The 24,908-nt window shown below is 64.7% G+C and carries 21 protein-coding genes; 10 read left to right on the forward strand and 11 right to left on the reverse strand.

What is annotated here, in order from left to right:
* Positions 1-172: 172 nt before the first annotated feature.
* A complete protein-coding gene (locus C472_RS03785) occupies positions 173-1,207 on the reverse strand; it encodes a PLP-dependent cysteine synthase family protein (RefSeq protein WP_241432949.1) in 1,035 nt (344 codons plus the stop codon).
* An 88-nt stretch (positions 1,208-1,295) separates the two neighbouring features.
* On the opposite strand from C472_RS03785, the gene C472_RS16865 reads away from it, so the two are divergent.
* Both C472_RS16865 and C472_RS03790 read left to right on the forward strand, forming a co-directional pair.
* Positions 1,296-2,918 carry an asparagine synthase-related protein gene (locus tag C472_RS16865; RefSeq protein ID WP_006628471.1) on the forward strand — a complete coding sequence of 541 codons (1,623 nt, stop codon included), beginning with the start codon at positions 1,296-1,298 and terminating at the stop codon, positions 2,916-2,918.
* Between the two features lie 123 nt (positions 2,919-3,041).
* Entirely contained in the window at positions 3,042-3,926 is an 885-nt protein-coding gene (locus C472_RS03790) for an IS1595 family transposase (RefSeq protein WP_006628472.1), read from the forward strand.
* Positions 3,927-4,303: 377 nt separating this feature from the next.
* Here C472_RS03790 and C472_RS16200 read toward each other — a convergent pair whose 3' ends face one another.
* Positions 4,304-5,731: an oligosaccharide flippase family protein gene (locus tag C472_RS16200; protein ID WP_006628473.1), complete on the reverse strand. Its 1,428-nt coding sequence runs from the start codon at positions 5,729-5,731 to the stop codon at positions 4,304-4,306.
* Between the two features lie 204 nt (positions 5,732-5,935).
* Entirely contained in the window at positions 5,936-6,907 is a 972-nt protein-coding gene (gene aglG / locus C472_RS03795; RefSeq protein WP_006628474.1) for a glucosyl-dolichyl phosphate glucuronosyltransferase, read from the reverse strand.
* A gap of 98 nt (positions 6,908-7,005) precedes the next feature.
* Here aglG and C472_RS03800 point away from each other — a divergent pair, with 98 nt between their 5' ends.
* The 6 genes from C472_RS03800 to C472_RS03825 all read left to right on the forward strand — a co-directional run bounded on the left by C472_RS03800 (position 7,006) and on the right by C472_RS03825 (position 13,426).
* Positions 7,006-10,173: an oligosaccharyl transferase, archaeosortase A system-associated gene (locus C472_RS03800; protein ID WP_006628475.1), complete on the forward strand. Its 3,168-nt coding sequence runs from the start codon at positions 7,006-7,008 to the stop codon at positions 10,171-10,173.
* Positions 10,174-10,234: 61 nt separating this feature from the next.
* A complete protein-coding gene (locus C472_RS03805) occupies positions 10,235-11,179 on the forward strand; it encodes a DUF368 domain-containing protein (protein ID WP_006628476.1) in 945 nt (314 codons plus the stop codon).
* A gap of 43 nt (positions 11,180-11,222) precedes the next feature.
* On the forward strand, positions 11,223-11,783 hold the full coding sequence (locus C472_RS03810) for a thioredoxin family protein (RefSeq protein WP_006628477.1): 561 nt from the start codon (positions 11,223-11,225) through the stop codon (positions 11,781-11,783).
* Positions 11,784-11,867: 84 nt separating this feature from the next.
* Positions 11,868-12,563 carry a hypothetical protein gene (locus C472_RS03815; protein ID WP_049906317.1) on the forward strand — a complete coding sequence of 232 codons (696 nt, stop codon included), beginning with the start codon at positions 11,868-11,870 and terminating at the stop codon, positions 12,561-12,563.
* A 76-nt stretch (positions 12,564-12,639) separates the two neighbouring features.
* Positions 12,640-13,056 (forward strand): hypothetical protein, encoded by a 417-nt coding sequence (locus tag C472_RS03820; RefSeq protein WP_006628479.1) that lies wholly within the window; start codon positions 12,640-12,642, stop codon positions 13,054-13,056.
* Positions 13,057-13,099: 43 nt separating this feature from the next.
* Positions 13,100-13,426 (forward strand): DUF5789 family protein, encoded by a 327-nt coding sequence (locus tag C472_RS03825; protein WP_006628480.1) that lies wholly within the window; start codon positions 13,100-13,102, stop codon positions 13,424-13,426.
* Between the two features lie 39 nt (positions 13,427-13,465).
* Here C472_RS03825 and C472_RS03830 read toward each other — a convergent pair whose 3' ends face one another.
* The 3 genes from C472_RS03830 to C472_RS03840 form a co-directional block, all read right to left on the reverse strand.
* On the reverse strand, positions 13,466-13,780 hold the full coding sequence (locus C472_RS03830) for a PRC-barrel domain-containing protein (RefSeq protein WP_006628481.1): 315 nt from the start codon (positions 13,778-13,780) through the stop codon (positions 13,466-13,468).
* Between the two features lie 112 nt (positions 13,781-13,892).
* Complete coding sequence (locus tag C472_RS03835) at positions 13,893-16,163, reverse strand: LUD domain-containing protein (RefSeq protein ID WP_006628482.1); 2,271 nt, start codon at positions 16,161-16,163, stop codon at positions 13,893-13,895.
* The gene (locus tag C472_RS03840; RefSeq protein WP_006628483.1) at positions 16,160-16,771 is read right to left on the reverse strand and encodes an LUD domain-containing protein; all 612 of its coding nucleotides are present in this window, start codon (positions 16,769-16,771) and stop codon (positions 16,160-16,162) included. The genes C472_RS03835 and C472_RS03840 overlap by 4 nt, the downstream gene beginning before the upstream one ends.
* A gap of 84 nt (positions 16,772-16,855) precedes the next feature.
* On the opposite strand from C472_RS03840, the gene C472_RS03845 reads away from it, so the two are divergent.
* A complete protein-coding gene (locus C472_RS03845) occupies positions 16,856-19,906 on the forward strand; it encodes an FAD-binding and (Fe-S)-binding domain-containing protein (protein WP_006628484.1) in 3,051 nt (1,016 codons plus the stop codon).
* Between the two features lie 54 nt (positions 19,907-19,960).
* Here the strand turns inward: C472_RS03845 and C472_RS03850 are convergent, their stop codons facing one another.
* The 3 genes from C472_RS03850 to C472_RS03860 form a co-directional block, all read right to left on the reverse strand.
* Positions 19,961-20,170 carry a hypothetical protein gene (locus C472_RS03850; protein WP_006628485.1) on the reverse strand — a complete coding sequence of 70 codons (210 nt, stop codon included), beginning with the start codon at positions 20,168-20,170 and terminating at the stop codon, positions 19,961-19,963.
* Between the two features lie 21 nt (positions 20,171-20,191).
* Positions 20,192-21,187, reverse strand: coding sequence for a DUF5787 family protein (locus C472_RS03855; protein WP_006628486.1), 996 nt, complete (start codon positions 21,185-21,187; stop codon positions 20,192-20,194).
* 132 nt (positions 21,188-21,319) lie between these two features.
* Positions 21,320-21,766: a bis(5'-nucleosyl)-tetraphosphatase gene (locus tag C472_RS03860; protein WP_006628487.1), complete on the reverse strand. Its 447-nt coding sequence runs from the start codon at positions 21,764-21,766 to the stop codon at positions 21,320-21,322.
* Between the two features lie 173 nt (positions 21,767-21,939).
* Between C472_RS03860 and C472_RS03865 the strand changes: the two genes are divergently transcribed.
* Positions 21,940-22,272, forward strand: a complete 333-nt coding sequence (locus C472_RS03865; protein ID WP_006628488.1) for an uS10/mL48 family ribosomal protein — start codon at positions 21,940-21,942, stop codon at positions 22,270-22,272.
* 94 nt (positions 22,273-22,366) lie between these two features.
* Here the strand turns inward: C472_RS03865 and tgtA are convergent, their stop codons facing one another.
* Both tgtA and C472_RS03875 read right to left on the reverse strand, forming a co-directional pair.
* Positions 22,367-23,860: a tRNA guanosine(15) transglycosylase TgtA gene (gene tgtA, locus C472_RS03870; protein WP_006628489.1), complete on the reverse strand. Its 1,494-nt coding sequence runs from the start codon at positions 23,858-23,860 to the stop codon at positions 22,367-22,369.
* Positions 23,861-23,958: 98 nt separating this feature from the next.
* On the reverse strand, positions 23,959-24,735 hold the full coding sequence (locus C472_RS03875) for a Nif3-like dinuclear metal center hexameric protein (protein ID WP_006628490.1): 777 nt from the start codon (positions 24,733-24,735) through the stop codon (positions 23,959-23,961).
* Positions 24,736-24,908: the final 173 nt, after the last annotated feature.

Raw genomic sequence — 24,908 nt, forward strand, 5'->3', positions numbered from 1 at the left:
CAAGTTGGTGCTATTGAGACAAATCAATTTGTTTATTTTCATCATAATTTTTGATCTTTGAACCGACTTTCAATACTCGCTGAATCTACCTATTATATCCGTTTTGGCACTTCTGAGAATATACTTTTTCACTTGTACCGTTTAAAATGCCATATTGTAAGACTGCTATTCTTCAGCTGTCCGTTAGAAGGTCAAAGTACTGCTCGCCACCATCACAAGCAATGAGAACGACCGTCGTATCCTCATCGGTTTCCGCAATACTGTGGGCCACACTTAGTGCAGCACCGGCAGATGGTCCGATTAGAAGGCCTTGATCCCGAGCAGCCTTTTTTGTCCACGATATTGCGGTGTCGTCACCTACTGAAACAACGCAATCGATGTAATCGAACCACATAGTCGGGGTTTCACTTCCCTTGCCAAGCCCCTCTATTTTCGTGTCATAATCTACTGGTTCCTCATCATAGAACGAAGTACTAATGTTCGATCTCTCGGCGTCAACACCGATAATTTCGACTGAATCGTCTTGCTCCTTCACGTACTTCCCGATTCCAGAAAGGGTTCCACCGGTCCCCATTGGACAGACAACATGGGTCAGGTCTTCAGTCTGATTCCAGAGTTCCGGCCCTGTCCACTTTTCATGGACTTGTGGATTCAACTGATTATGATATTGGTTGAGGAAGACACCATCCCGTTCATCAGCAATCCGTTCTGCTGTACTACGATAGTGCCCCGGTTCTGAGGAGTCGACATCGGGGCACGTAACCAGTTCCGAACCAAAGGCTTCAACATAGCCCATCTTTTGACCGCTCGTTGTCTCAGGTGTTGTGATTGTGTTGTCAAGACCGAGCCGATTTGCGACCAGTGCGACGCCACCAGCCGTATTTCCGGAGGAGGCTTCAACGACAAGATCGTCGTCAGAAAGTTCACCGGACGCTCGCATTTCCAGAATCATCCCGAGTGCAATCCTATCCTTCATCGAGCCGGTAGGGTTCTCCTTTTCTAGTTTCACCCAGAGGTCTCCGGATAACTCGTCGGGGTACTTGACCATTGAGGTATCTCCGATAAGAGAGAGTATTGGATCGTCGATATCGTACGGGGGAAGTGGTGTACAGTTTTGTTCGCTGTTCCGGTGGTCCTGCATTGCCTCTGCCGTAGCCATACAACCTCCGGCTAGATTAACCTCGTCAAGAGGGTGCTCTTCCGTCATTATACCACCATAAGGGCAACAATTCGCTTAAAACGATTGGTTTTTATTGAGGTGCTGATAACGAGATGATGTTAGAAAATTTGCTACCATGTCCTCGAATATAAACCTGAACCCAGAGATCTGGAGTAAAAATGGAGACGTACATGTTCGCGGTCACGCCTTTCATGAGGGGGAATATAAAGCTGCGAAGGATCTAGCTGCTCTCGTCAAAGATACAGAAAACGTTGACGAGCTTTCGTTGTTACTTTCATCGTTAAATGGCTTCTTTTCAGTTGTAGTAGACGATAATAATAAGACAATCTTTGCAGCTGACCGTATGCGTACAGGGCCTATTTTTTATTCATTGGTTGACAACGAATTACAGGTGAGTGACAACTGTGGGTGGGTCATAAAACAAACACCAGACCTTACCAAGTCCGAACTTTCGGAAGTTGAGTATGAGACTACTCGATTTGTTACTGGCCCTTACACACTGTATGAAGAAGTAAAACAACTACAATCTGGAGAGGTCGTCGTCTTTGAGAAAGATTCTGCGTCTTTTTCGACCCAGCAACATCACCTTCACACCGTAACCGAAAGTAACTACGAGCAATCAGAGCTTAATCAAGAGTTTCAGCGAGTTCTTGACTCCGTATTCGAGCGCCTAACCGAGGTAGCAGATGGTCGACCCATTGTAGTGCCGTTAAGCGGCGGATACGATTCAAGATTAATTGCGCTGATGCTCAAACGTGTCGGCTATGACAACGTTATAACATACACGATTGATACCGGAGGAGATACGACCTCAATTGCTAGAGAGGTAGCCGAGGATCTCGGTTTTCCTTGGGTTACAGCCGAGGAGACTCATTCCGAATGGGATGAACTCTATAATTCAGATGAGTGGAACGATTTTTTCGATATGGCAGGATATCTTGGAGGGCTTCCTAACCCGACCGGCATTCCCACAATGAAAAAACTGAGAAGATCTGGAAAAATACCGGAAGATGCCTTAATTGTTCCAGGACACTCAGCTTTAGACTCAATGAAGGCAACTCCCAAGGATCTAGAAAATACAGACGATATTAATTTACAGCAACTAACTGACCACATCGTCAAACAACATTACAAGTACAACGAAAAGACGGATATCCCCAAAGAGATGATTTCAGATAGAATTGTAGAATCAATCGGTATTGGGACTTCGCACGCTCCAAAATCCTCAGACGAAGCATTTGAGCGCTGGCGATTGAAGGAACGACGAACGAAGCTAATTTTTAATGGGAATCGCAATTTTGATTTCTTCGGGTGGGATTGCTGGGTACCGTTAGAAGATAATGAATTGTACGAGTTCTGGCGGAAGGTTCCAATGGAGCAAAAGCGCCACCGCTCATTCTATGAGAATCATATTGAAAATTTATACGTAGAAGTTGGTGGTGTAAGTCCAGAGAAGGCAGGGGTAGTTGAAGATGAAAGCCTGAAAATGGAACTCGCGGATAAAATCCGTGATCTACCAATATGGCCAGTGGTCCGACAAATGTACTATGCTTGGGATAACAGCCTGTTAAAATACGAATACATGAAACGATTTCAGCTGGATGAGATATATGAATCTGATTATCGATTCGGTATTATGTCTCCAGAGAAATTACAAGAACACTATGAGGGACAGAAATACATCTTCTTCTCATTGTTAGCGCGCTCAACGACGGACAAGATCGATCTTCAAGACTGATACTGATAGTTAGTGTTGTATTAATAGGTTCTACGCTCTTCTGTAGGAGATTGTTGATACTGCTGAGCTGTGGCTGTCGAGTCGAAGAGGACAAGGACACCGCGTCAGCGGTGTCCGACACGGATGATTCCGCTAGATGTGTTTGGGTCGGAATCGGTCGCAGCGGACCTGTTACAGCAGGTTCGCTGGCGTGACGGCGTTTCCTGTCCTCGCTGCCGTTCTGACCGAACGGTCAGAAACGGCAGCTACGGGCACTTTCAGCGGTATCTCTGTAAGGATTGCGACCGCACGTTCAACGATAAGACCGGCACGATCTTCGCTCACTCGAAGATCGCGCTCCGCAAATGGCTGTTCTCGATCTACGCCTTTTTGCGGTTTAACACGAGTCTCAGGCAGTTACAGTGCGAAATCGAAGTTACCTACAAAACGATCCACAGGCGTGTCGAGCGCTTCGCCGAAGCGCTCGACGCGCCGTCACTCGATCTCCGTGGTCCGGTCGAAATTGACGAATTCTACGTCTCTGCCGGCCTAAAAGACCGCGAGCGCGACCGCTGGTCGCGCTCTCGCGGCCTCTCTCGACGCGGGCGCGGAACATTTGAACAGGACAAGCCGCCGGTGTTCGTCCTCGTGGATCGTGGCACCGAGAAGCGGTACATCGTGCCGGCGAAATCCGCAGATGAATCGACGATCCGGCTCCTGCTGGCTGGCCGCCAGCAGGAGCCTCTCACCGTCTATACCGATGGATTTCGCGCGTACGATCCGCTTGAAGAAGACGAAAACTTCGAGCGTGAATACGTCGTTCACGGCGACGGCGAATACGCCGACGACACGATCCACGTGAACACGTGCGAGAGCCACGCGTCGCTAGCGCGACGGTGGCTCTCGCCGCATCGAGGCATCTCAAAAGACCGTCTCACACAGTATTTCCGAGCGTTCCAACTCAGACGAGAACTCTACCGCAAACCCGGACGAAAAGCGCTCAAACACGCCGTCAAAGCAACTCTCTGAGATCAACAATGTGCTACACAAGAGCGTAGGTTCTAAGCCACGGTAAAGTGGTTTAGATATACTTTTAGGTTGCTGATAGCAAGCATCAGTACAATCATAGAACTACGAGCATAGTATTTGACCGCCTTAGCGAACAGATATTTCATCATTAAGCAGGAATTTATATCCATTCTCCGCTGGAAGTAGTATTTGCTCGATTGAGTGGGTTGTTTGCGGTTGATCACGCCAATAAGATGTCAGATACGTATATTGAAATATCTTATACACATATACACCATGAAATAAAAGAGGGAACCTAATTTTGAATATTTTAACTTAACGGTACAGGCATATGACTTCCACTAATGATATAGTTCTTTAACATAACATCAGGATAGCTACTTAGATGAGAACATTGGTAGCGTAAATGGGAGATTCTCTTCTACAATAGTACGGAATTCTTTCGAGAAAGACAGTAAACTTACAAAATAGACTGTTACACCGATACAGATGAGTATAATTACGACAGGTAAGGAACTGTCGATGAGAATTTGCCCTAGCAGAACGATGAGCGCCATTATGCCTGCCGCAACCATTTGTTTGAAGATCTCCCTAACCGGGATTACGACATCAACAATTTGGCGAGTATAGTAGTATCCAAGTAGGAGACCAAGCCCGGAGGATGCCATCGTAGCTGTGGCGGCACCATACCACCCAAATTCCAGAATTAAAACAACGTTCATAATCAAATTAACTATTACAAATACAATATTAATATAGAACGTAATTTCTGGTCGATCAAGAGCATTAATAGTCGACATAAATTGACCCATATAACCGTATAACAACCGGGCGAAGATGAGAATAAGGAATATGTAGTATCCCGCATCAAATCCTGTACCATAGATCGTCAAAACCACGTCACCAACGAGTGCCGAACCCACTAAACCTGGAATAATGAACAGACCAGAGTAGGCAAGACTTACTCGTAGTAGCCCTGAAATTTCATCCCGAGCATCACTTTCAGAGGATATTTTACTGAGTTCTGGAAAGAGTGTTCGACGAATTGATCCTCCAAAAATCGAAAAAATCCCTGCTAAACTCCATGCGACCTCGTAAATTGCAATTTGGCTATGAGGTACGAAGGCAGCGAGAGCAATTGTATCCATTGACATAAAGGTTCGTCCTTTTATGGATCCAACCCACGAGAACTGGGCGAATGACTTCAGGCGCTGAAACTCATACCGAGATGGTAAGGAAGTCGGAACGGAAACAAAATAGGCCCCAATAATAGTAGCAACAAGTGCCCCAATAGCGTATCCGGCAAACGCGCCTCCAATTCCAAATCCTGAAACGACCAGAGACACCTGTATGATACTTCTGCTTGTCCATTCAATAGGGTCCAGAATACTTGAAATGTGGACAAGATGCTGACCATCAAGGACCGAGCGAATAATCACAACTCCTAGTCGAGTGGCTAAAATGACGATAATTATCCAAGTAGCCTCTATACCTATGAACCCGTTTAGGTATGGTCGTCCAACCCAGAGAGAGACTGCTACGACAAGATACAATCCGAATTGTGAAGCAATACCAGACAGAACAAAATTACCATCATCAGATTCACTGACTCGTTTTCGAATTGCTGCGGGAAGCCCTAATTGTGCTGCCATCACTACCCATGCCAACACGGATAATACAACCACGTAGGTCCCGTACTGCTCTTGCCCGAGTGTCCGCGTGAGAACGATAGTAGCAAAGAACCCCGAGAACGACATCACTAGCCGTGATACGAAGTTCACAATTGATGTTTGACCGTATCTCATGAGAGGACACGCAGGGCTCGCGTTATCGACAAAATTTCACCACTGACGTATCAATACCGCGATTATCGTCCAGAGAAAAGGTCACTTTTTTTTTGCTTACTCTGTCCACTAATTCCAAATGAAGTTCTCTCACGGATGAGAGAAAATTTTAGTAGTCAAACATAATTATTTTCATGTCCTTGTTCAGGTGAGATCGATCGGTGTCTATTTCATTTCAGGCTCACTTTCTCCAGTCTCCTCATCAACCTCCTCACGTAACACGTCACGCCGCACGAGCCCGTACAGATATCCGAGCCCGACCGTTCCCGTGAACACCAGAATCGCAATGATCTGCTTGACCTGACTCAGCGACGGCCCGAACACCGCCTTCTTCGTCCGAGCCGGCAGATACCGTGCGAGTAGATCCTTCAAAAAGGCACTCTCGTTCCCCTGCGCACCCGGATACAACAGTTCCATCACGCGCTTGGAGAACCCCTGCCAAAACGATCGGAACACCAGCCACCGGAACTCGCCGCGATACTCGAAGAGGGTGTGATGTACCACCGCGTCCTCGACGTACACCACGCCCTTCCCGTACTCTTCACGAATACGAATTCCAACAGGAGCCTCGTGCGCCTGAATATGCCGGTCGCCTTTCCGCCCCGTGTTCACGTCGTAGCCGCCGACCCCAAGAAATACGTCGCGCTTGTACGAGACGTTCGAGCCGTAGCCGTTCCGAATCTCCTCGCCGTCTTCCGCGAATCCGACCTCCGTACAGCCGACGAGCCAGTGGAACTCCGCCGGAAAGAAATCCGGTTTCTCGGTCTGCCAATTCGGTGCGACGTACCCCGCAACGGCGACCGCGTCCGTCTCCTCGTACGTCTCGACGTGTTTCGCGATCCAGTCCTCCTCGGCCACGCCGTCGTCGTCGATGAACGCGACGATCTCGCCCGAGGCCAGCTCCGCGCCCTTGGTCCGACTATAGGAGATTCCGCGGTTCTCGTCGTTGTCGTGGATCACGACGTTCTCGTAGTCTCCGAAATCCTCGACTGCGTGATCGTACACCTCGGGATTTCCGTCGATCACCAACACGACCTCGATCGGGTCGTACGTCTGCGCGAGCGCGCTCTCGACGGCCTCAGTGAACACGTCGTAGCGCTCCATCGTGTACGTACAGACGACGACGGAGACTGTCATTGAACCCGCGTTTTCCGCCCGGATCAATAAGGATTCTGAACCCGTCGTCGGGCGGTATATAACAAGCCTTATGGAGGTTTTGGTGTTCACCACGTACAATGAGCGCGCAAACAGACACCGACGAGGACGGAGGGGACGCTCCCCTCAACGTCCTCAAACGGTGGTACCACGTCCCGCTCCTCCTCGGGGCCGTGGCCTTCATGCTGTGGACTCGCCTCCGGTCGTACGGCAACTTCGTCCAGAACGGCGAGGTGTACTTCCGCGGTAACGACCCGTGGTATCACCTCCGCGAGACGACGTATCTCATGGAGAACTGGCCGAACACGCTGCCGTTCGATCCATACACAGGGTTCCCGTTCGGCCGAACTGCCGGCCAGTTCGGGACGCTGTGGGACCACATCATGGCGGTCGGCGTCTGGCTCGCCCGCCCGATCATGGGCAGCACCGAGGAGGTCATGCTCGTCATGGCTCCGATCGCGGGCGCACTCGTCGCGATCCCGACGTACTTCATCGCGCGCCGGTTCGCCGGCCGCGTCGCCGCGCTCGGCGGAGCCTTGGTCCTCGCGCTTCTCCCGGGGACGTTCTTCAGCTACTCGCTCGTCGGCTTCCCCGACCACAGCGCGGCCGAGGTGCTCTTCCAGAGCATTGCCGTCCTCGCGTTCCTCGTCGCATTTGCCGTGGCCGAACGCGAAAAGCCGGTCTGGGAGCTCGTCGTCGACCGCGACGTCGAGGCCCTGAAACGGCCCGTCTCGTACGCGGCTGCCGCCGGCGTCGCGCTCGGCCTCTACATCTGGACGTGGCAGCCCGGCGTCCTCCTCGTCGGTATCACAGGCATCTACCTCGCGGTGAAGCTCACGAGCGACGTCTACCACGGCCGGAGTCCCGAGCCGGTCGCCTTCGCCGGTGCGGTCGCGATGACGGTCACGGCCGTGATGCAACTGATCGCACTCAACGATCTGTCGTTCGGCGTGACCGCCTACTCGCTCACGCAGGTCGTCCTCCCGCTCGGCGTCGCGGTCGGCGCGGTCTTCCTCGCGTGGCTCGCCCGCGAGTGGGATACACGCGACCTCGACGTCTCGACGTACCCGCCGGCAGTCGGCGGACTCATCCTCACGTCGGCCGGCGTCGTCTGGCTCGCCATCCCGTCGCTGTGGTCGACGCTCACGAGCAACCTGCTGAACTTCGTCGGGTTCAGCGCCCGCGCGACGTTCCAGACGATCGGCGAGGGCGGCCCACCGCTCCAGGACGCAACCTTCACGAACTTCGTGCTCTCGCAGTACGGGCTCGCCTTCTTCCTCGCGCTCGCGGCGGTTCTCTACATTCTCGCACGCCCGCTGTATCGCTCCGACGACACCAACCACACGCTGTACATCCCGGCCGCGCTCGCCGTGGTCGGCTCCGTCTACGCGGTCCCGCAGGCCTACGACGCGATCGGCGGCGTCGTCGGGGTGAGCTGGCAGGTGGTCGGACTCGTCGTCGCCGCGGCGTTCCTCGTCGGCGCGACGTTCCTCGTCGAGTACGACGCCGAGGAACTGTACTTCGTCGTGTGGGCGGCGTTCATCGGGAGCGCGGCGTTCACCCAGTCCCGGTTCAACTACTACCTCGCCGTCGTCGTCGCGGTGGGGACGGCGTACTTCCTCCAGGTCGCGCTCGACGCCTTGGAGCTCACGTCGTTCGACGCGGTCCGCGAGATCGAGGGCTGGCAGGTGCTCACCGTCGTGGCGGTGCTCGCAATCCTCCTCGTCCCGCTCGTCGGCGTCGCCACGCCGGTCTGGCAGGCGGGCAACTCCAGTCAGCCGGGCAGCGTCGTCCAGTGGGACGAGAGCCTCCAGTGGATGAGCGACGAGACGCCGCAGCCGGGCGAGCTCGAAGGCGCGGACAACGCGATGGACCCGTACGCGACCTACGAGCGGCCCGCCGACGGCGACTTCGACTACCCGGAAGGCGCGTACGGAGTCCAGTCGTGGTGGGACTACGGCCACTGGATCACCACTCGCGGCGAACGTATCCCGAACGCCAACCCGTTCCAGCAGAACGCCGGCGAGGCGGCCGACTACCTGCTCGCGCCCAGCGAACAGCAGGCAGCCGAGGTGCTCGCGAGCCAGAGCGACGAGGGGAACCAGACCCGCTACGTGATGGTGGACTGGCAGATGGCGTCGCCGAACTCCAAGTTCAACGCGCCGGTGACGTTCTACAGCGGCAACGAGACGACCCGTGACTTCAACGAGGTGCTCTACCAGCGGGTCGAGGGGCAGAGCGGCCAGCAGGGTGGACTCCGGGCCGCGCTCCAGACGCGCACGCAGCGCTACCACGAGAGCCAGATGATCCGGCTCTACCAGCACTACGGGAGCGCGGTCGAGCCGGATCCGGTCGTGTTGGACTGGGAGCCGCAGACCGCAGAGACCCAGTCCGGCGAACAGGTCGACATCAAGGTCCTCCCGAGCGAGGGACAGCCGGTCCAGCGGTTCGAGAACCTCTCGGCCGCCCGGTCGTACGTCGAGGAGGACGGCTCGGCGCAGGTCGGCGGCGTCATGGGCGTCCCCTCCGAGCGCGTCGATGCGCTCGAACACTATCGGCTGGTTCACGCCACGCAGTCCCCCGGTCGGTCGTCGTACAGCCAACAGGCACAGATCCTCTCCCAGCGGTTCGGCGTCGACCTCCAAGCGACGTTCGGCGAGTCGCTGTTCGGCGCACTGAGCGACGACTTCGTCAAGACGTTCGAACGCGTGCCGGGCGCGACCGTCGAGGGGTCGGGCGCGGAGCCCGGTCAGGAAGTCGAGGCGACCGTCGAGATGCGGAAGCCGAACGGGCAGACGTTCGAGTACACGCAGTACGCGACCGCCGACGAGAACGGCGAGTTCGAACTCACGCTCCCGTACTCGACGACGGGCTACGACGAGTTCGGCCCCGAGAACGGCTACACGAACACGAGCGTCCGCGCGACCGGCCCGTACAACGTCACCACCGAGCGGACGACGGGTGAGGACCTGTACACCACCGAGCAGTTCGGACAGGTCGAGGTGACCGAGGGGCAGGTCGTCGGCGAGGACGACGCGGCGGCGACGGTCGAACTCGAAGAGCGGATCGTCGACTGCCCGAGCGGCGATCCGGCGTGTCCCGTCGACGACGGGGGCGACGAGGGCAGCGACAGCGACGGCGGCAACACGACGAACTCGACCGACTCAGCGAGCGTGCTCGGCGCGGCCGAACCGGTGACGGCGGTCGATGCTGCGAGCGCGACGGCGACCGGCGACGCCTCCGCCTGACACCTGTGGACGCGAGCGCGTGATTCCGGGCCGTTAACTACCGCCGCACTGTTTTCGACGCATGGACGACCCCCGCGAGTGGCTGGCGCTGTACCTGAAAGGCGTCGCCATGGGGAGCGCTGACGCGGTGCCGGGCGTCTCGGGCGGCACCATCGCGCTCATCGTCGGCATCTACGAGCGACTGATCGCGGCGGTCACCGCGATCGATCCGAGTCGGGTGCGCCGCGTGCTGGCGGGGGTCCGGCCGGGGAACCTTCCGGACGCGCGGGCCGCGTTCCGCGAGGTCGACGGCGCGTTCCTGCTCGTGTTGGGGGCGGGCATCGGCACCGCGGTCGTCGGGGTGTTGAGCATGGTGAACTACCTGCTCGCGACGCGGCCCGTCGCGACGTACGGCTTCTTCTTCGGACTGATCGCCGCCAGCGCCGCGGCCCTGCTCGGCGACGTCGACCTCGGCACGCCGCGGCGGAAGGCCGCCGCGCTCGGCGGGTTCGCGCTGGCGTTTCTCGCCTCCGGAGTCGCCTCGACCGCGCTCGGAAGTTCGCTGCCCGTCGTATTCGTCGCGGGCGGGGTCGCCGTCAGCGCGATGGTGCTCCCGGGGATCTCGGGCTCGCTGCTGTTAGTCGTCCTCGGCCAGTACGAGTACATGTCCGGCGTCGTGAGCCGGTTCGTCGACGGGATCGGCGCGCTCGCGGTCGGGAACGGCTCCGACGCGCTCGTGGAGACGCTTCCGCCCGTCGTGGCGTTCCTCGTCGGGGGCGTCTGCGGGCTGTTCACGGTCGCGCACGCGGTCCGCTACGCGCTCTCGCGGGCGCGGGCCGCGACGCTCGCCTTCCTCGTGAGCCTGATCGTCGGCGCGCTCCGCGCGCCGCTCGTCGAGACGTCGGTCCGGCTGGCCGAGAGCGGCGAGTCGTGGCGGGCGGCCGCGCCGCGGTTCGCGCTGGCGGCGGTCGGCGGGGCCGCGCTCGTGTTAATCTTGGACCGCTACTCCGACGCGGTCGAGTACTGACCGCGCAACGCCTTTTCGGCTCGCCGCCGTAGCTCGGATCGACATGGTCCAGACCGAATCCGAGTCCGAACTCGACCGCGGCGACGCCGCCCCCGACTTCGAGCTGCCCGGCGCGGACGGGGAGACGTACGCGCTCGACGACTTCGAGACGGACGCGCTGCTCGTCGTCTTCACCTGTAACCACTGTCCGTACGCGAAGGCGAAGGTCGACCTGCTGAACGACCTGGCGGCCGACTACGACGACCTCGCCGTCGTCGGGATCAACCCCAACGACGCCGACGAGTACCCCGATGACTCCGTCGAGGCGATGCGTGAAGCCGTCGCCGACGGCACGGTCGCGTACGACGCGTACCTCCGGGACGAGACCGCCGAGGTCGCGGCCGCCTATGACGCCGTCTGTACGCCCGACCCGTTCCTGTTCGGTCGCGAGGACGGCGCGTGGAGACTTCGCTACCACGGCCGCCTCGACGACGCGCTCAACCCCGACGACGAGCCGACGGAGTTCTACGTCCGCGACGCGGTCGACGCGGTCCTCGCCGGGGAGGCGGTCGAAATCCCCGACCGCCCCTCTCGGGGCTGTTCGATCAAGTGGCCGGACGCGTAGGGACCGACCGCCGGGCCCGAACCGGATCCGCGTTCCGACGGAGACGGGTTAACAAGGGACCGGCTCGAACGGCTTCGCATGAGCATGAAAGGCGACGACCCGAACCTCCACGAGATCGATCGGTACGACGGCGGCGTCGGTTGGATCGCGTACCCTGACGAGACGATGGAGCGCGCGAGCCACGCGTTTGCGGTCCACAACGAGGAGAGCGACGAGGACGACGTGTGGGTCGTCGACCCGGTCGACGCGCCCGGCGTCGACGACCTCCTCGGCGAACTGGGCACCGTCGCCGGCGTCGTGATCGGGCTCGACCGCCACGTGCGCGACAGCGACACCCTCGCCGCGCGCCACGACGTGCCGGTGTACGTCCCCGAGTGGATGACCGGCGTCGTTGAGGACCTCGACCCGGAGGTCGAGGTCGAGCGGTTCGGCTCGCGGCTCGCGGACACCGGCTTCGAGGCGGTCCGGATCCGCGACTCGTCGGTCCCGCCGTGGCAGGAGGTCGGGCTGTTCGACGGCGAGACGCTGATCGTCCCCGAGTCGGTCGGCACCGGGTCGTACTTCCGCGGGGACCGCGAGCGCCTCGGCGTCCACCCGATGCTCCGGCTCACGCCGCCGACGAGCGCGCTCTCGGGGCTGAACCCGGAACGCGTCCTCGTCGGCCACGGCGTCGGCGTCCACGAGCGCGCCGCGGTCGCCCTCGAAGACGCGCTCTCGAACTCCCGGAGCAAGGCCCCCGGCCTGTACGCGAGTACGCTCAAGTCGGCGCTGCCGTTCTGACGCGACTCGGCGGCGACCGAACCGGTCGGGCCGTGCGTGCCCTTTTGGCACCCCGAGCCGTAGCGGGGGCCGACCAGTGATCTACGTCACCCGCGACCTGTTGACCGTGCTGCGGGAGCGCGCCGCGAGCGAGGACCCCGACGAGGTGAACCTCCGGCTCTCGGCGACGCCCGCCGGCGAGTTCGAGACCGGCCTCGGCCTCGACCCGGAGACGCCGGTGGTGACCCACTTCACGCTGCCGTCGGTGGGGAGTTCGGTCAGCTCCGTGTTCGGCGTCGACCTCGGGACGCCGGCCGGGGAGGGGGGCGCGCGGTTCGTCTCGCACCCGGACGGCTTCCTCGGCGTGTCGCGGACCGACGACCTCGCGGGCGTGGTGTTCGTCGCCGTTCCCCCGTACGACGAGGACTCGGTCGCCGCCTTCGACCGGTCCGGGGACGGCGTCGAACTCGCCGTCGTCGACGCGGTCCCGCCGACCGAGTCGGTCCCGGAGTGAGAGAACAGGGGTTTCAAGCCGCCGGAGGAAGTAGGCCGCGGCGATGGCAGCACGGCCACCCGGCGGCGGCGATACCGACGAGCCCGAGGCGATCGAGTTCGGCATCGCGGCCCTCGACGCCCGGATCGACGAGGCGGAGGTGTCGTTTCCCGCGACGGCCGCGGAGCTCCGCGACGCGCTCGGCGACCAGTCGATCCCCTACGACGCGCACGGCCGGTCGCTCACCGTCTCGGACGCGCTTGACCGCGTGCCGCAACGGGAGTTCGAAAACGAGACGGCGTTTCTCAACGCGCTCTACCCGGTGTTCGACGAGGCGCGCCGCGAGGAGCGCGGCGTGATCGCCAGCCTGCGCGACGCGCTCCCGTTCTGAGACGGGGCGGAAGGAACGAAGCGAAGGGGACGGGCGTCCCTATCTGGGTTCCGAGCGGGCGACGTCCTCGGCCGCCTCCTCCTCCGGTTCGCCGGCGTCGTACCGTTCGATCACGTCGTTGACTAGGACGATATCGCCGACGGCGCGGACCCAGCGGTACGGGACGATGACGCCGGTCGAGCCGCCCACCTCCCCGGCGAACAGCTCGTGGTTGAGCTCGGCGAGCGCGAGGCCGGTCACGGCGCGGGCGTCCAGATCCAGCTGGATGTCTTCGATCTCACCGACGAAGACGCCGTTGCTGGAGTACACCTCGCGGCCGACGAGCGACGTGATCTCTTCGGGGGCTGCGTTCATACTCGATACGGTCACGAGCGCGCCTAATAAGCGTTCGTTGTCGAACGACGCGCGTCGGACGCTCCGGGGTCGCGGGGGTCGGAGGGGCGTCGCCTCGCGCTCGGTCCCCGCCTCACTCCCGCGGGGCGATCACCTCGATGGGATGCATCGGCGTCGACTCCAGCAGGGCGTCGAGCTGTTCGGTACAGGACGTTCCGGGCGCGACGACGGTGCGCTCGGTGTCGCCGAACTGCTCGCGGAGCGGCTCGCCGACGTCCATGCTCAGCTCGTAGTAGTCGCTCTTGTAGCCGAACGAGCCGGCCATCCCGCAACACTCCGTGTCCGAGACGCGCACGTCGTAGCCGAGCCGCTCGAACGTCGCGGTCGCGTACTCGCCGACCTCGACGGTGCGGGCCTGACAGTGCGGGTGGTACGCGAGCCGGGCCCCCGACGCCACCGGGCCGGTCCCCTCGGCGGGCGCGCGCAGCGCCGCCGGGTCCCCGCCCGCCTCCAGCAGGCCGAACACGTACTCCATCGCGTCGTAGCTCGCGTCCGCGAGCCGCTCGTGGGAGTCGGCGGGGAGGAACCGCTCGTACTCCCGGCGGAACGTCGCGAGGTCGCTCGGCTCGATCACGACCACGTCGCGCCCGGCGTCGAGGTGGGGTGCCAGCCCGGCGTACACGTCCTCGGCCGCCGACTCGGCGGTGGCGACCATCCCCTGCGAGAGCGGCGGTCGGCCGCTGCCGGGGAGGTCGGGGACCCGGACGTGGACGCCCAGCGCCTCCAGCGCGCGGACCGTCGCCTTCCCGCGGTCGACGTCGACGTAGTTCGTCGCGGTGTCGGGGTAGACGACGGCCTCGCGGTCGGCCTCGTCCGGGTCGACCGCCGAGCCGCCCCGGTCGTCGAACCACTCGACGAGCGACACGCGCGCGAACTCGGGCAGCTCGCGGCGGCTGTCGATCCCGACGACCCGCTCGGCGAGCGCGCGCGCCGGCCCGAAGTTCGCGAGCCGGTTGGCGACCGGCGCGGTCCTGTGGCCCCACTCCGCGAGCGTCGCGTAGTTGCCGACCAGCCGGGTCGACAGGTCGAGTCCGCCCGGCTCCTCGTCGGGCACCAGCTCCTCGAACGCCCAGTCGAGCTGGCTCGGGTCGGCCTCGCCGCGGTTGATCCGGTCGCGGACCGCGGTGTTGATCCACGGGATGTCGATGCCGACCGGACAGGCGGGCACGCAGCGCGAGCAGCCGGTACAGAGGTCGTTGAACTCGGCGGCGGTGTCGAGCCCTTCAATTCCCGCCTCCCAGCCCGTGGCGATGCCGCCGGAGTACGTCTCGCCGCCGAACGCGTGGCCGCCGACGCTCTGGAAGTTGCCGCAGGCGTTCGAGCAGGCCGAACACCGGATGCAGTATAACGTCTCCTTCAGCGTCTCGTCGTCGCGCATCGCCAGCCGCCCGTTGTCGATCAGGACGAGGTGGAACTCGCGGTCGTCGCCGGAGCCGTCCGCGAGCGGCTCGTCGTCGGCCTCGAAGTCCGGCACCGGCGACGCGACGGGCGGCGTGAGCGTCGAGATGTAGGAGGTCACGTCCTGTCCGGTCCCCGACCGTCCGATCAGCTCGACGAACGGCGCGAACTCCTCGACGGTCGGCACGAGCTTCTCGACGCCCGCGACCGCGACGTGGGTGTCCGTCGCGGTCACCGTCTTCCGGGCGTTTCCCTCGCTGGTGACGAGGAGCATGGTGCCCGAGTCGGCCGCGATGAAGTTCGCGCCGGTCATCCCGAGGTCGGCGTCCTCGATCAGGTCGCCGAGCCGCTCGCGGGCGAACATCGTCAGCGCCTCGGCGGTCTCGGGCGGGTCGTCGAGGTCGAACCGCTCGGCGAACAGCTCCGAGATCCCCTCGCGGGACTTGTGGATCGCCGGCGCGACGATGTGCGACGGCTCCTCGTCGGCGAGCTGGAGCACCCACTCGCCGAGGTCGGTCTCGACGACCTCGACGCCGTCGCCCTCGAGCGCCGCGTTCACCTCGATCTCCTCGGAGGTCATCGACTTCGACTTGATCGCGCGCCCGGCCTCGCGCTCGGCGGCGACCTCGCGGATGTACCGGTTCGCGTCCGCGGCGTCGTCGGCGAGATACACGGTTCCGCCGTTGGCCTCCACCGTCTCCCGCACCTCGTCGATGAGGTCGGGCAGCCGCTCGATCGCGTCCTCTTTTATTTCCCGCGCCCGCTCTTTCAGCGCCTCGTAGTCGTCGAGGCGGCCGGTCGACTCGTAACGGCCCGCGTTGAACCCGCGGGTGTTCTCGGCCACGGCGTCGCCCTCCGTCGCCAGCAGTTCGCGAATGCGCTCGGCCTTCGTCTCCCGGTTCGGGCCGGCCGCCGCGTCGCCGGCGGCGTCGGCGTCGCTGCTCATCCGTCCACCCCCGTCCCGTCGGTCGAGCCGGGCGCGTCGCCGTCCCCGTCAGCCGGCCCGGGCGCGTCGCTATCCCCGTCGCCATCGCGCAGCAGGACGACGTGGACCTCCTTCGGGCCGTGCGCGCCGTGGACGAGTCCGCCCATGTCGGCGGTCGCGCTCGGCCCGGTGGCGAACACCACGTCGGTCGACTCGTCGCGGGCCCGCGGGCCGAGCCACGCGAACGCGTCGGGGACGTCCGGCACGAGGTCCGCCTCGCGGAGGACGACGACGTGGCGGTCGACGAAGAGGCTCACCGGCTCCGTCCCGCGGGCGTCGGCCTCGACCGCGACGCTCCCGTAGCTCGCGATCCCGAGCGACGCCGCGGTGACCCCCGTGTGCGCGGCGCGCAGGTCGGCGGTCGTCGGGTCGGTCGCGACGCGCTCCGGCAGCGACGCCGCCGAGCCTTCGAGCGCGTCCGGCCCGGACTCCCCCAGCGGCACCCCGACCGCCGGGTCGCCCGCGGCGTCGTCGATCAGCGACGCGCACGCCGCGGGCGGCCCCTCCGAGACGGTGACGCCGAAGTCGTCGAGCCGCCCCCTGAACGTCGACGTGTCAGCAGTTGCCATGGGAATCGGTTCGACGGCCTCCGTGTTGGGTGTTGCGGCGGGATCGGAGGTGCCTTTTTCATCGCTCGACCGTGAGAGAGTCGCATGGCGACCAACCCGGAACCGGACCCGACGGACGGCGGGGACTTCGACTACGCCGGCGGTGCCGTGGAGCGGCCTGATCTCGTCTACGCGCTCGACCGCCGCGTCGACGGCGACGTGCGGTTCGACGACTACTCCAAGCGGCTGTACGCGACCGACGCCTCGGCGTACGAGGTCACGCCGATCGGCGTCGTGATCCCGGCGTCGACCGCGGACGTCGCGGCCGTCCACGAGTACTGCTTCGAGGAGGGGATACCCGTCCTCCCCCGCGGCGGCGGCACCTCGCTGGCGGGCCAGAGCGTCAACGAGGCGGTCGTCCTCGATCTCACCGGCGAGATGGACGCGGTGATCGAGACCGACCCGGAGGCGGGGACCGCCCGCGCGCAGGCCGGCGCGTACGTCGGCGACCTCAACGCCGCGGTCGAGCCGCACGGACTGAAGTTCGCCCCCGACCCGGCGTGGCGCGACAAGTCCGCGCTCGGCGGCGCGATCGGCAACAACTCCACCGGCTCCCACTCGCTGAAGTACGGCAAGACGGACCACTACGTCGAAGAGGCGGAGGTCGTCCTCGCGGACGGCACCGTGACGACGTTCGGCGAGGTCGCGGTCGAGGATCTCCGTGCGTCCGCCGACCCCGACGCCGACGACCTCCTGCCGCGAATCCACGCCGAGGTCGTCCGGATCCTCGACGAGGAGGCGGCCGAGATCGACGAGCGGTACCCGGAGCTGAAGCGGAACGTCTCCGGCTACAACCTCGACCGCCTGCTCGCCGAGCACCGGGGCGAGTACGGCGAGGCGGGCGTCGTCAACCTCGCTCGGCTCATGGCCGGCAGCGAGGGGACGCTCGCGACGGTGACGGAGGCGACCGTCTCGCTCGTCGAGATTCCCGAGACGAAGTCTGTGGCGCTGTTGACGTACGACGACCTCCTCGACGCGATGGAGGACGTGGCGGCGTGTCTCGAACACGACCCCGCCGCGGTCGAGGTGATGGACGACGTCCTCCTCGGCCTCGCCGCCGACACGCCGGAGTTCGCGGACGTGGTCGGCATGCTCCCCGAGGGCACCGACTCGGTGCTGCTCGTCGAGTTCTACGCCGAGAGCGACGCGGCGGGGCGTCAGAAGGTCGCCGACCTCATCGCGGACCGCGTGGGCGTCCCGGAGACAGCTGCCGAGCCGAGCGACGGCGCGGCCGAGACGACGAGCCAGCCGCGGCGCGCGGTCGACGCCCTGGAGGCGCACGACCCCGACCAGCGCGACCGGTTCTGGAAGATGCGGAAGGCGGGGCTCCCGATCTTACTCTCTCGTACCACCGACGAGAAGCACATCTCCTTCATCGAGGACTGCGCCATCCCGCCCGAACACCTCCCCGAGTACACGCGGGAGTTCCAGCGGATCCTCGAAGACAACGACACGTTCGCCACCTTCTACGCCCACGCCGGGCCGGGCGTGTTGCACGTCCGGCCGCTGATCAACACGAAGGACGTCGACGACGTCGAGGCGATGGTCGACATCGCCGACCGCGTCACCGACGCCGTGGTCCGGCTCGGCGGCTCCGTCTCGGGCGAACACGGCGACGGCCGCGCCCGCACCGGGTGGAACCGGAAGCTGTACGGCGACGACCTCTGGGAGTCGTTCCGCGAGTTGAAGACCGCCTTCGACCCCGACTGGCTGCTCAACCCGGGGAACGTCTGCGGCGACCACGACATGGGGGAGAACCTCCGGTTCGACGCGGAGTACGACTACGACGCCGGCTTCGATCCCGCGATGGAGTGGGCGGTCGACAACGGGATGCAGGGGATGGTAGAGCTCTGTCACGGCTGCGGCGGCTGCCGCGGGCCACAGGAGACGACCGGCGGCACCATGTGTCCGACCTACCGCGCCGCCGAGGAGGAGATCCAGTCGACCCGCGGCCGCGCGAACATGCTCCGCGGGGCCATCTCCGGCGAACTGCCGGACGACCCGACCGACGACGAGTTCGTCACCGAGGTGATGGATCTGTGTGTCGGCTGCAAGGGCTGTAAGGTGGACTGTCCGAGCGGCGTCGACATGGCGAAGCTGAAGGCGGAGGTCGAACACGCCCACCACGAGGAACACGGGCTGGACCTGCGCACGCGGCTGCTCGGTCGCTTCGAGTCGCTCGCGCCGCTCGCCTCGAAGTTCGCCCCGCTCTCGAACCTCCCGAACAAGGTCCCGGGCAGCGGCCTCCTCGCGGAGAAGGCGCTCGGGATCGCGCGGGAGCGGGACCTCCCGACCTTCCGCTCCGAGTCGCTCACCGACTGGTTCGAGGCCCGCGGCGGCGCGGGCGTCCCGCGCGAGGAGGCCGACCGCGACGTGCTCTTATTCCCCGACGTGTACACCACCTACACCAACCCCGGCGCGGGGAAGGCCGCGGTGCGCGTGCTGGAGGCCGCGAACTGCCACGTCGAGATTCCGGACGTGGACGGGAGCGGCCGCCCGCCCCACTCGAAGGGGATGCTCGACGTGTCGCGCGCGACGGCGAGAGACGCCGTGGAGACGCTCGCGCCGCGGGCCCGAGACGGTTGGGACGTGGTCGTCGTCGAGCCCTCGGACGCGGTCATGCTCCAGTCCGACTACCACGACCTCCTTGACGGCGACGCCAGCGACGTGCCCGACGGCGACGTGGCGGCCGTCTCAGAGAACGCCTACGGGGTCATGGAGTACGTCGACGCCTTCCGGCTCGACGAGTCGCTCGCGCTCGACGCGCCCACCGAGTCGCTCACCTACCACGGCCACTGCCACCAGAAGGCGACGAAGAAGGACCACCACGCGGTCGGCGTGTTGCGCCGCGCCGGCTACGGCGTCGACCCGCTCGACTCCTCGTGTTGCGGGATGGCCGGCTCGTTCGGCTACGAGGCCGAACACTACTCGATGAGCAAGGCGATCGGTGAGACCCTGTTCGAGCAGGTCTCGGCGAGCGACGGCGACGGCCTCGTCGCGCCGGGCACCTCCTGCCGGACGCAGTTGGAGGAGGGCCCGGGCGAGGTGCCGGAGCCGGACCACCCGGTGGAGAAGCTGGCGGCCGCGCTGGCGTAGTCGGCCGCGACGGCGGCGGCGTCGCCGGAGCGTCGGCGGAACGCCGGCGGCCCGTCATTCCGGGATCCAGCGGACGTTCGCGGCGAGGACGGCCAGCAGGTACGAGAAGACCGGGAACGTCACCGCGACCACGGCGAGGAACACCGGGTCGAGGCCGGCCGGGTCGTCCGAGAGCCAGCCGGTGTACTGGAGGACGGCCAGCGTGAGGACCACGACCGCCGTGTTGACCGCGTACTCGGCGGGAGACGGATCGGGGAACCGCATACGGCCCCCTGACGCCGCCGCTCACTCAACTGTTTCGCCGCGGTCTCGCTCGCGCTCCCGCCGCCGCGCCAGCAGCCGCTCGACCCCCTTTCCCGGCCCGCCCTCGATCGGCCACCCCTTCGTGCGCCACTGGGGCGGCTCCGGCGAGAACTCGTCGCAGGAGCCGGAACACTCCCGCGCGGTCGGGACCTTGTCCTTCGCCGCGCAGTGCGGGACGAGCGCCCGCCCGTCGCGGCGGAGTCCGAAGTGGCGACAGTCGGGGCGCATCGTGTCGTGGAACGAGCGCCACCCCTTCCCGTAGGCGCGTTCGGCGATCTCCAGCCGCAGCGTCTCCGTCTCGGCGTCGCGGCGCTCGCCGTCCGCGGGCGAGAGGTCGCTCGGGTGCCACGCCACGTCGGCCGCGTCGGCGTCGACGCCCCGAGAGAAGTCCGTCGCCAGGATGCCAGCCTCGACCGGCATCTCGCGGAGGAGGGCGGGCTCGACGCGCTCGCCGGTCGTCTCGGTCGCCAGCCACGCCTCGTCGGCGAGCGCGGTCGTCACGTCGTGTTCGAGCTGCTCGGCGAGGCGGTCGGCCGCCGAGCGGTCGAGGTCCGGCTTGTTCTCGACAGCGACGATCCGCTCGACCCAGTCCGGGTACGCTCGCCGCCGGCGGATCTCGATTCGATTCCCGTCGCGGCGCTTCTCGATCAGGTCCCGCCCCGCCGCGCGGTGGACCGCCCGCCGGACGTAGCGCCACGGGTAGCCGGGGTCGGGCAGCGCGTCGCGGTACCACGCCCACTCGGCGGGCGCGCCGCGGACGACGTGGAGGAGGTCGGAGTCGATGGTTCGATCGCCGAACGCGCGTCGGGCCGCGAACGCCTCGGGGTCGACCTCGATGACGAGCGTGTCCCAGCGGCGCTCCTTGGTGCCGAGCTGGCGGGAGACGATCGCGGGACGGGGCCCCTCGCTCGGGTGCCACGCGAGCTCGGCGTACCGACAGACGAGCAGCTCGTAGCCGAACTCGGCGTCTGGCGTCACTGCCCGAACGGTCGTCGGCGGCGGACAAAAGCGGACCGCTCGGCCGCGGCGCGACCGGCCGGTCCGGTCGTCGCGGTCGAGTGGTGCGCGCGGTCAAGCTGACACGCGCGGCCGAGACGGCGCGCGCGGCGGTCAGACGTACTTCCCGCTCTCGTCGTCCTTCCGCTCGTCGAGGTACTCGTGGGCCTCCTCTAAGATCTCGCGGGGGCCGTCCTGGGTGATCGTGTTGAGCGCCTGATCGTAGTCACGCCACTGGAGGTCGCGGTGTTCCTTCGAGAGCTCGGCGCTCGCCTCGAACGAGCGAGCGATGAACAGGTGGACCGTCTTGTGGATGGTCTTCCCGTTCGCCTCGAACACGTAGTCGTACTCCTCGCGGAACCCGTCGATCAGCCGGAAATCCTCGATCCCGGCCTCCTCGCCGACTTCTCGTATCGCCGTCTGCTGGAGCTCCTCGTCCCCCTCGACCCCGCCTTTGGGGAACTCCCAGTCCCCCGGTCGGCTCTTCAGGAGCAAGTACTCCCGTTCGCCGCGGGTATCGCGGAAGAGGATGGCTCCGGCACTGGTCGCTTCGACCGTCATTGGCCGCAGGTAAGCGATCACCCCTAAAGAGCGTGTCGGACTCCCGAACAGATCCGAACGACGCGGCGGGATCGGCCGGTCTCACGGCTGGACTCGCGACCCGAGCGCGCGCGTCGACCGCGGGTAGATGCGTTTTTACCGCTCGGGCGGCCATCCACGCACGACCCCCAGCCATGACCTTCGTCACGAAACTCGACTTCGCGTCCGGCGACCGCGACGTGCTCGTCGAGACCGTTCAGGAGCTCAAAGAGACGCTCGAACGCAAGGGCGCGGAGTGTAAGGGACCGCACGCGACCCCCTCCGAGACCGTCACCGCCCCGCTGTACAAGAACCTCGCGCCCGGCGACGAGTTCTCGCCGTGGCGCTACGACGTGTACCGGCGCTCGATGGAGATCCACGGGGCCGACGACATCGCGCGCGACGTCGTCGGCCGCGACTTCCCCGACTCGATCCACGTCGAGGTCGAGGTCGACCAGAAGAAACCGCTCGGGCACCGGCGCGACTGACGCGCTCGATCCGGTCACGGCTGCGGTTTTCTCGCGGTTCGCGCACCGACGCCACTCCGTCCGGCGGCGCGTCGGTCGGTCGGATTCTCGCCCGTCAGCCGAGCGTTCGCAGGTTCTCCGTCTCGACGCGGTCGGGGAGTCTATCGAGCGCGCGGTCGCACCACGCGTCGTGACCGACCGTCAGGTCCGTCTCGGGGTTGGCCGACGCGAGCGCGGCGACGCCCTCCGCGGCCGCGACCTGCGCCGCGTCGTCGGTCCGCTCCGGCACCTCGGCCGTGAGCGGGTAGGTCTCGGAGAGCGCGGGCGGGTACGGCCCGAACGGAGGTTTCACGCGCCACACCGCGTCGTAGTCGTGGTCCGAGGGGGCCTTCGATTCGGTGAGCAGGAGGGCCTCGGGCGTCGTCAGGCGAGCGAGGCGGTCGCGGTGTCGGCCGACCTCCGGCCGCCGGGTCGCCTCGTGGGAGGTGTGGAAGAACGCGTCCTTCGAGCCCGGGTCGGTCCGCTCCAGTTCGTCGGCGTGGTCGAGCAGCGCCCGGTAGCCGTCGAGCATGGCCGGATGGCCGCGGGCGCGACGGTCGACCAGTTCGAGCAGGTTTCCGGAGCGGATCGCCTCCTTCACGCGGCGCAGCTCCTCGAAGGTGACGTGGAGGTTGTGTTCGGCGAGCAGCCGCTCGGCGGACGGCCCGTCGCCGTCGCCCTCACCGAGTTCCCGCAGGTCCGCGGGCGTGTGCTCGGCGCACACCGGACACGAGCAGGGGAAGTAGTCGAGATCTTCGAGGTGTTCCGTCCCCGAGACGGTGAGGTAGCGGCCGTCGCGGGCCATCAGCGCGTAGGCGGCCGAGTCGAACAGGTCGCAGCCGGCCGCCACCGCGAGCGCCAGCATCATGGGATGGCCGGCCCCGAACAGGTGGACCGGCGCGCCCGGCCCGAGCCCGCGCTTCGCCGCCCGCACGGCCTCGACGGTCTCCGCGTAGCGGTAGGAGTTGAGCAGCGGCACCATCGCGCCGACGGGGAACACGTCGAGGCCGGTCCCCGCCGCGTGCCGCCCGGCCTCCTCACGCAGGTCGGCGTACGTCGACCCCTGGACCGGCGCGTTGACGAGCATCTCGCCCGTCTCGGCCGCCTCGGCGTCCGCGAGCGCCCGCTTCGTCGTCGCCAGTTCGCGCTCTGCGCGCTCGCGGTCGGCGTCGGGCGGCGTCGGCACGTCGACCGGCGTCGCCACGTCGCTGCCGATCCGCCGCTGGAACTCGATTATCTCTTCGGTCGTCACGTCGATGTCGCCGTACTCGGCCAATTGGAAGGAGCCGGAGTCGGTCATGATCGCCCCGTCAAAGTCGAGGAAGTCGTGGAGCCCCTCGTCGACGGCCCGGTCGCGGATGCGGTCGGTGCTGCGGATGATGTAGGAGTTCGTGATCAGCATCTCCGCGCCGAACTCCGATTCGAGCCGCGACGGCTCGATCGTGAGCACGTTCGGGTTGACCACGGGCAGAAGCGCCGGCGTCTCGACCGTGACGTCGGCGCGCGGGACCTCCAGCCGGCCGATCCGCCCGGCGGCGTCGTGGTCCCGGATCTCGAAGTGATCGCGCATACCCCGACTGCGCGGACGCGAGCGGTAAGGGTTGCGTTCGGCGGCGAGGGGCGCGCGCGGCGAGGCTCCGGGCGGTCGGGGCCGGCGGTCGGCCGAGATCAGAGCCCGGTCGGGTGCGAGACGTACGTCGTCTCCAGCCCCCACTCGCACGAGAGCGACTCCAGCGCCCGGACGCCGAACGTCTCGGTGGCGTAGTGGCCGGCGAGGAAGACGGTGAGGCCCGCCTCGCGCGCCTCGTGGTACAGCTTCCCCTTCCCCTCGCCGGTGATCAGCGCGTCCGCGTCGGCCGCGACCGCCTCGTCGAACCAGTCCGCGCCGGAGCCGGTGACGACCGCGACGCGCTCGATCCGGTCCGGGCCGAAGTCGATCACGCGGGTCGGCGAGGCCTCGCCGTCCGGCTGCCCCTCGAACCCGTCGAGCGTCTCGCGGACCGCGCCCGCCGACAGCGGCTCCGCCGTCTCGCCGAGCGTCCCGATCGTGACTGGGCCGATCTCGCCGAACGGTTCGCGGTCAACCAGTCCGACCGCCTCGGCGACGCCCGCCGCGTTGCCGAGTTCGGGATGACCGTCGAGCGGCAGGTGCGAGACGTACAGCGCGAGGTCGTTCTCGATCAGGGCCGCGATCCGGTCGTGCGCCCGCCCGGTGACGCGCTCGATGCCGCCCCACGAGAGCCCGTGGTGGACGACGAGGAGGTCGGCCCCGGCGTCCGCGGCCGCCTCGATCGTCGCCCGCGCGGCGTCGACCGCGAACGCGACGCGCTCGATTTCGCCGTCGTCCGAGCCCACCTGAAGTCCGTTCGCGCTCGCGTCGACGTCGGCGTACGCGGCCGTGTCGAGTCGGTCGTCGAGTCGGTCGACGTACTCGGAGAGTTCCATACCGATCCGTGACTCGGGCGGGGAATAAAGCGCGGCGGTCCGGCAGGACCGATTTCGCTCGGAGAAGCGATCGTACGGGGACGACCGTTTATCCCCGATTGATGAGGTGGCGCGTGCCTGCGAGCGTGCCGCCGAAGGCGGCCGCGAGGTGTACGCGAGAGGTCGCCGGCGAC

The sequence above is a fragment of the Halorubrum tebenquichense DSM 14210 genome, assembly GCF_000337415.1.
In the GTDB taxonomy this organism is placed as follows: Archaea; Halobacteriota; Halobacteria; order Halobacteriales; family Haloferacaceae; genus Halorubrum; species Halorubrum tebenquichense.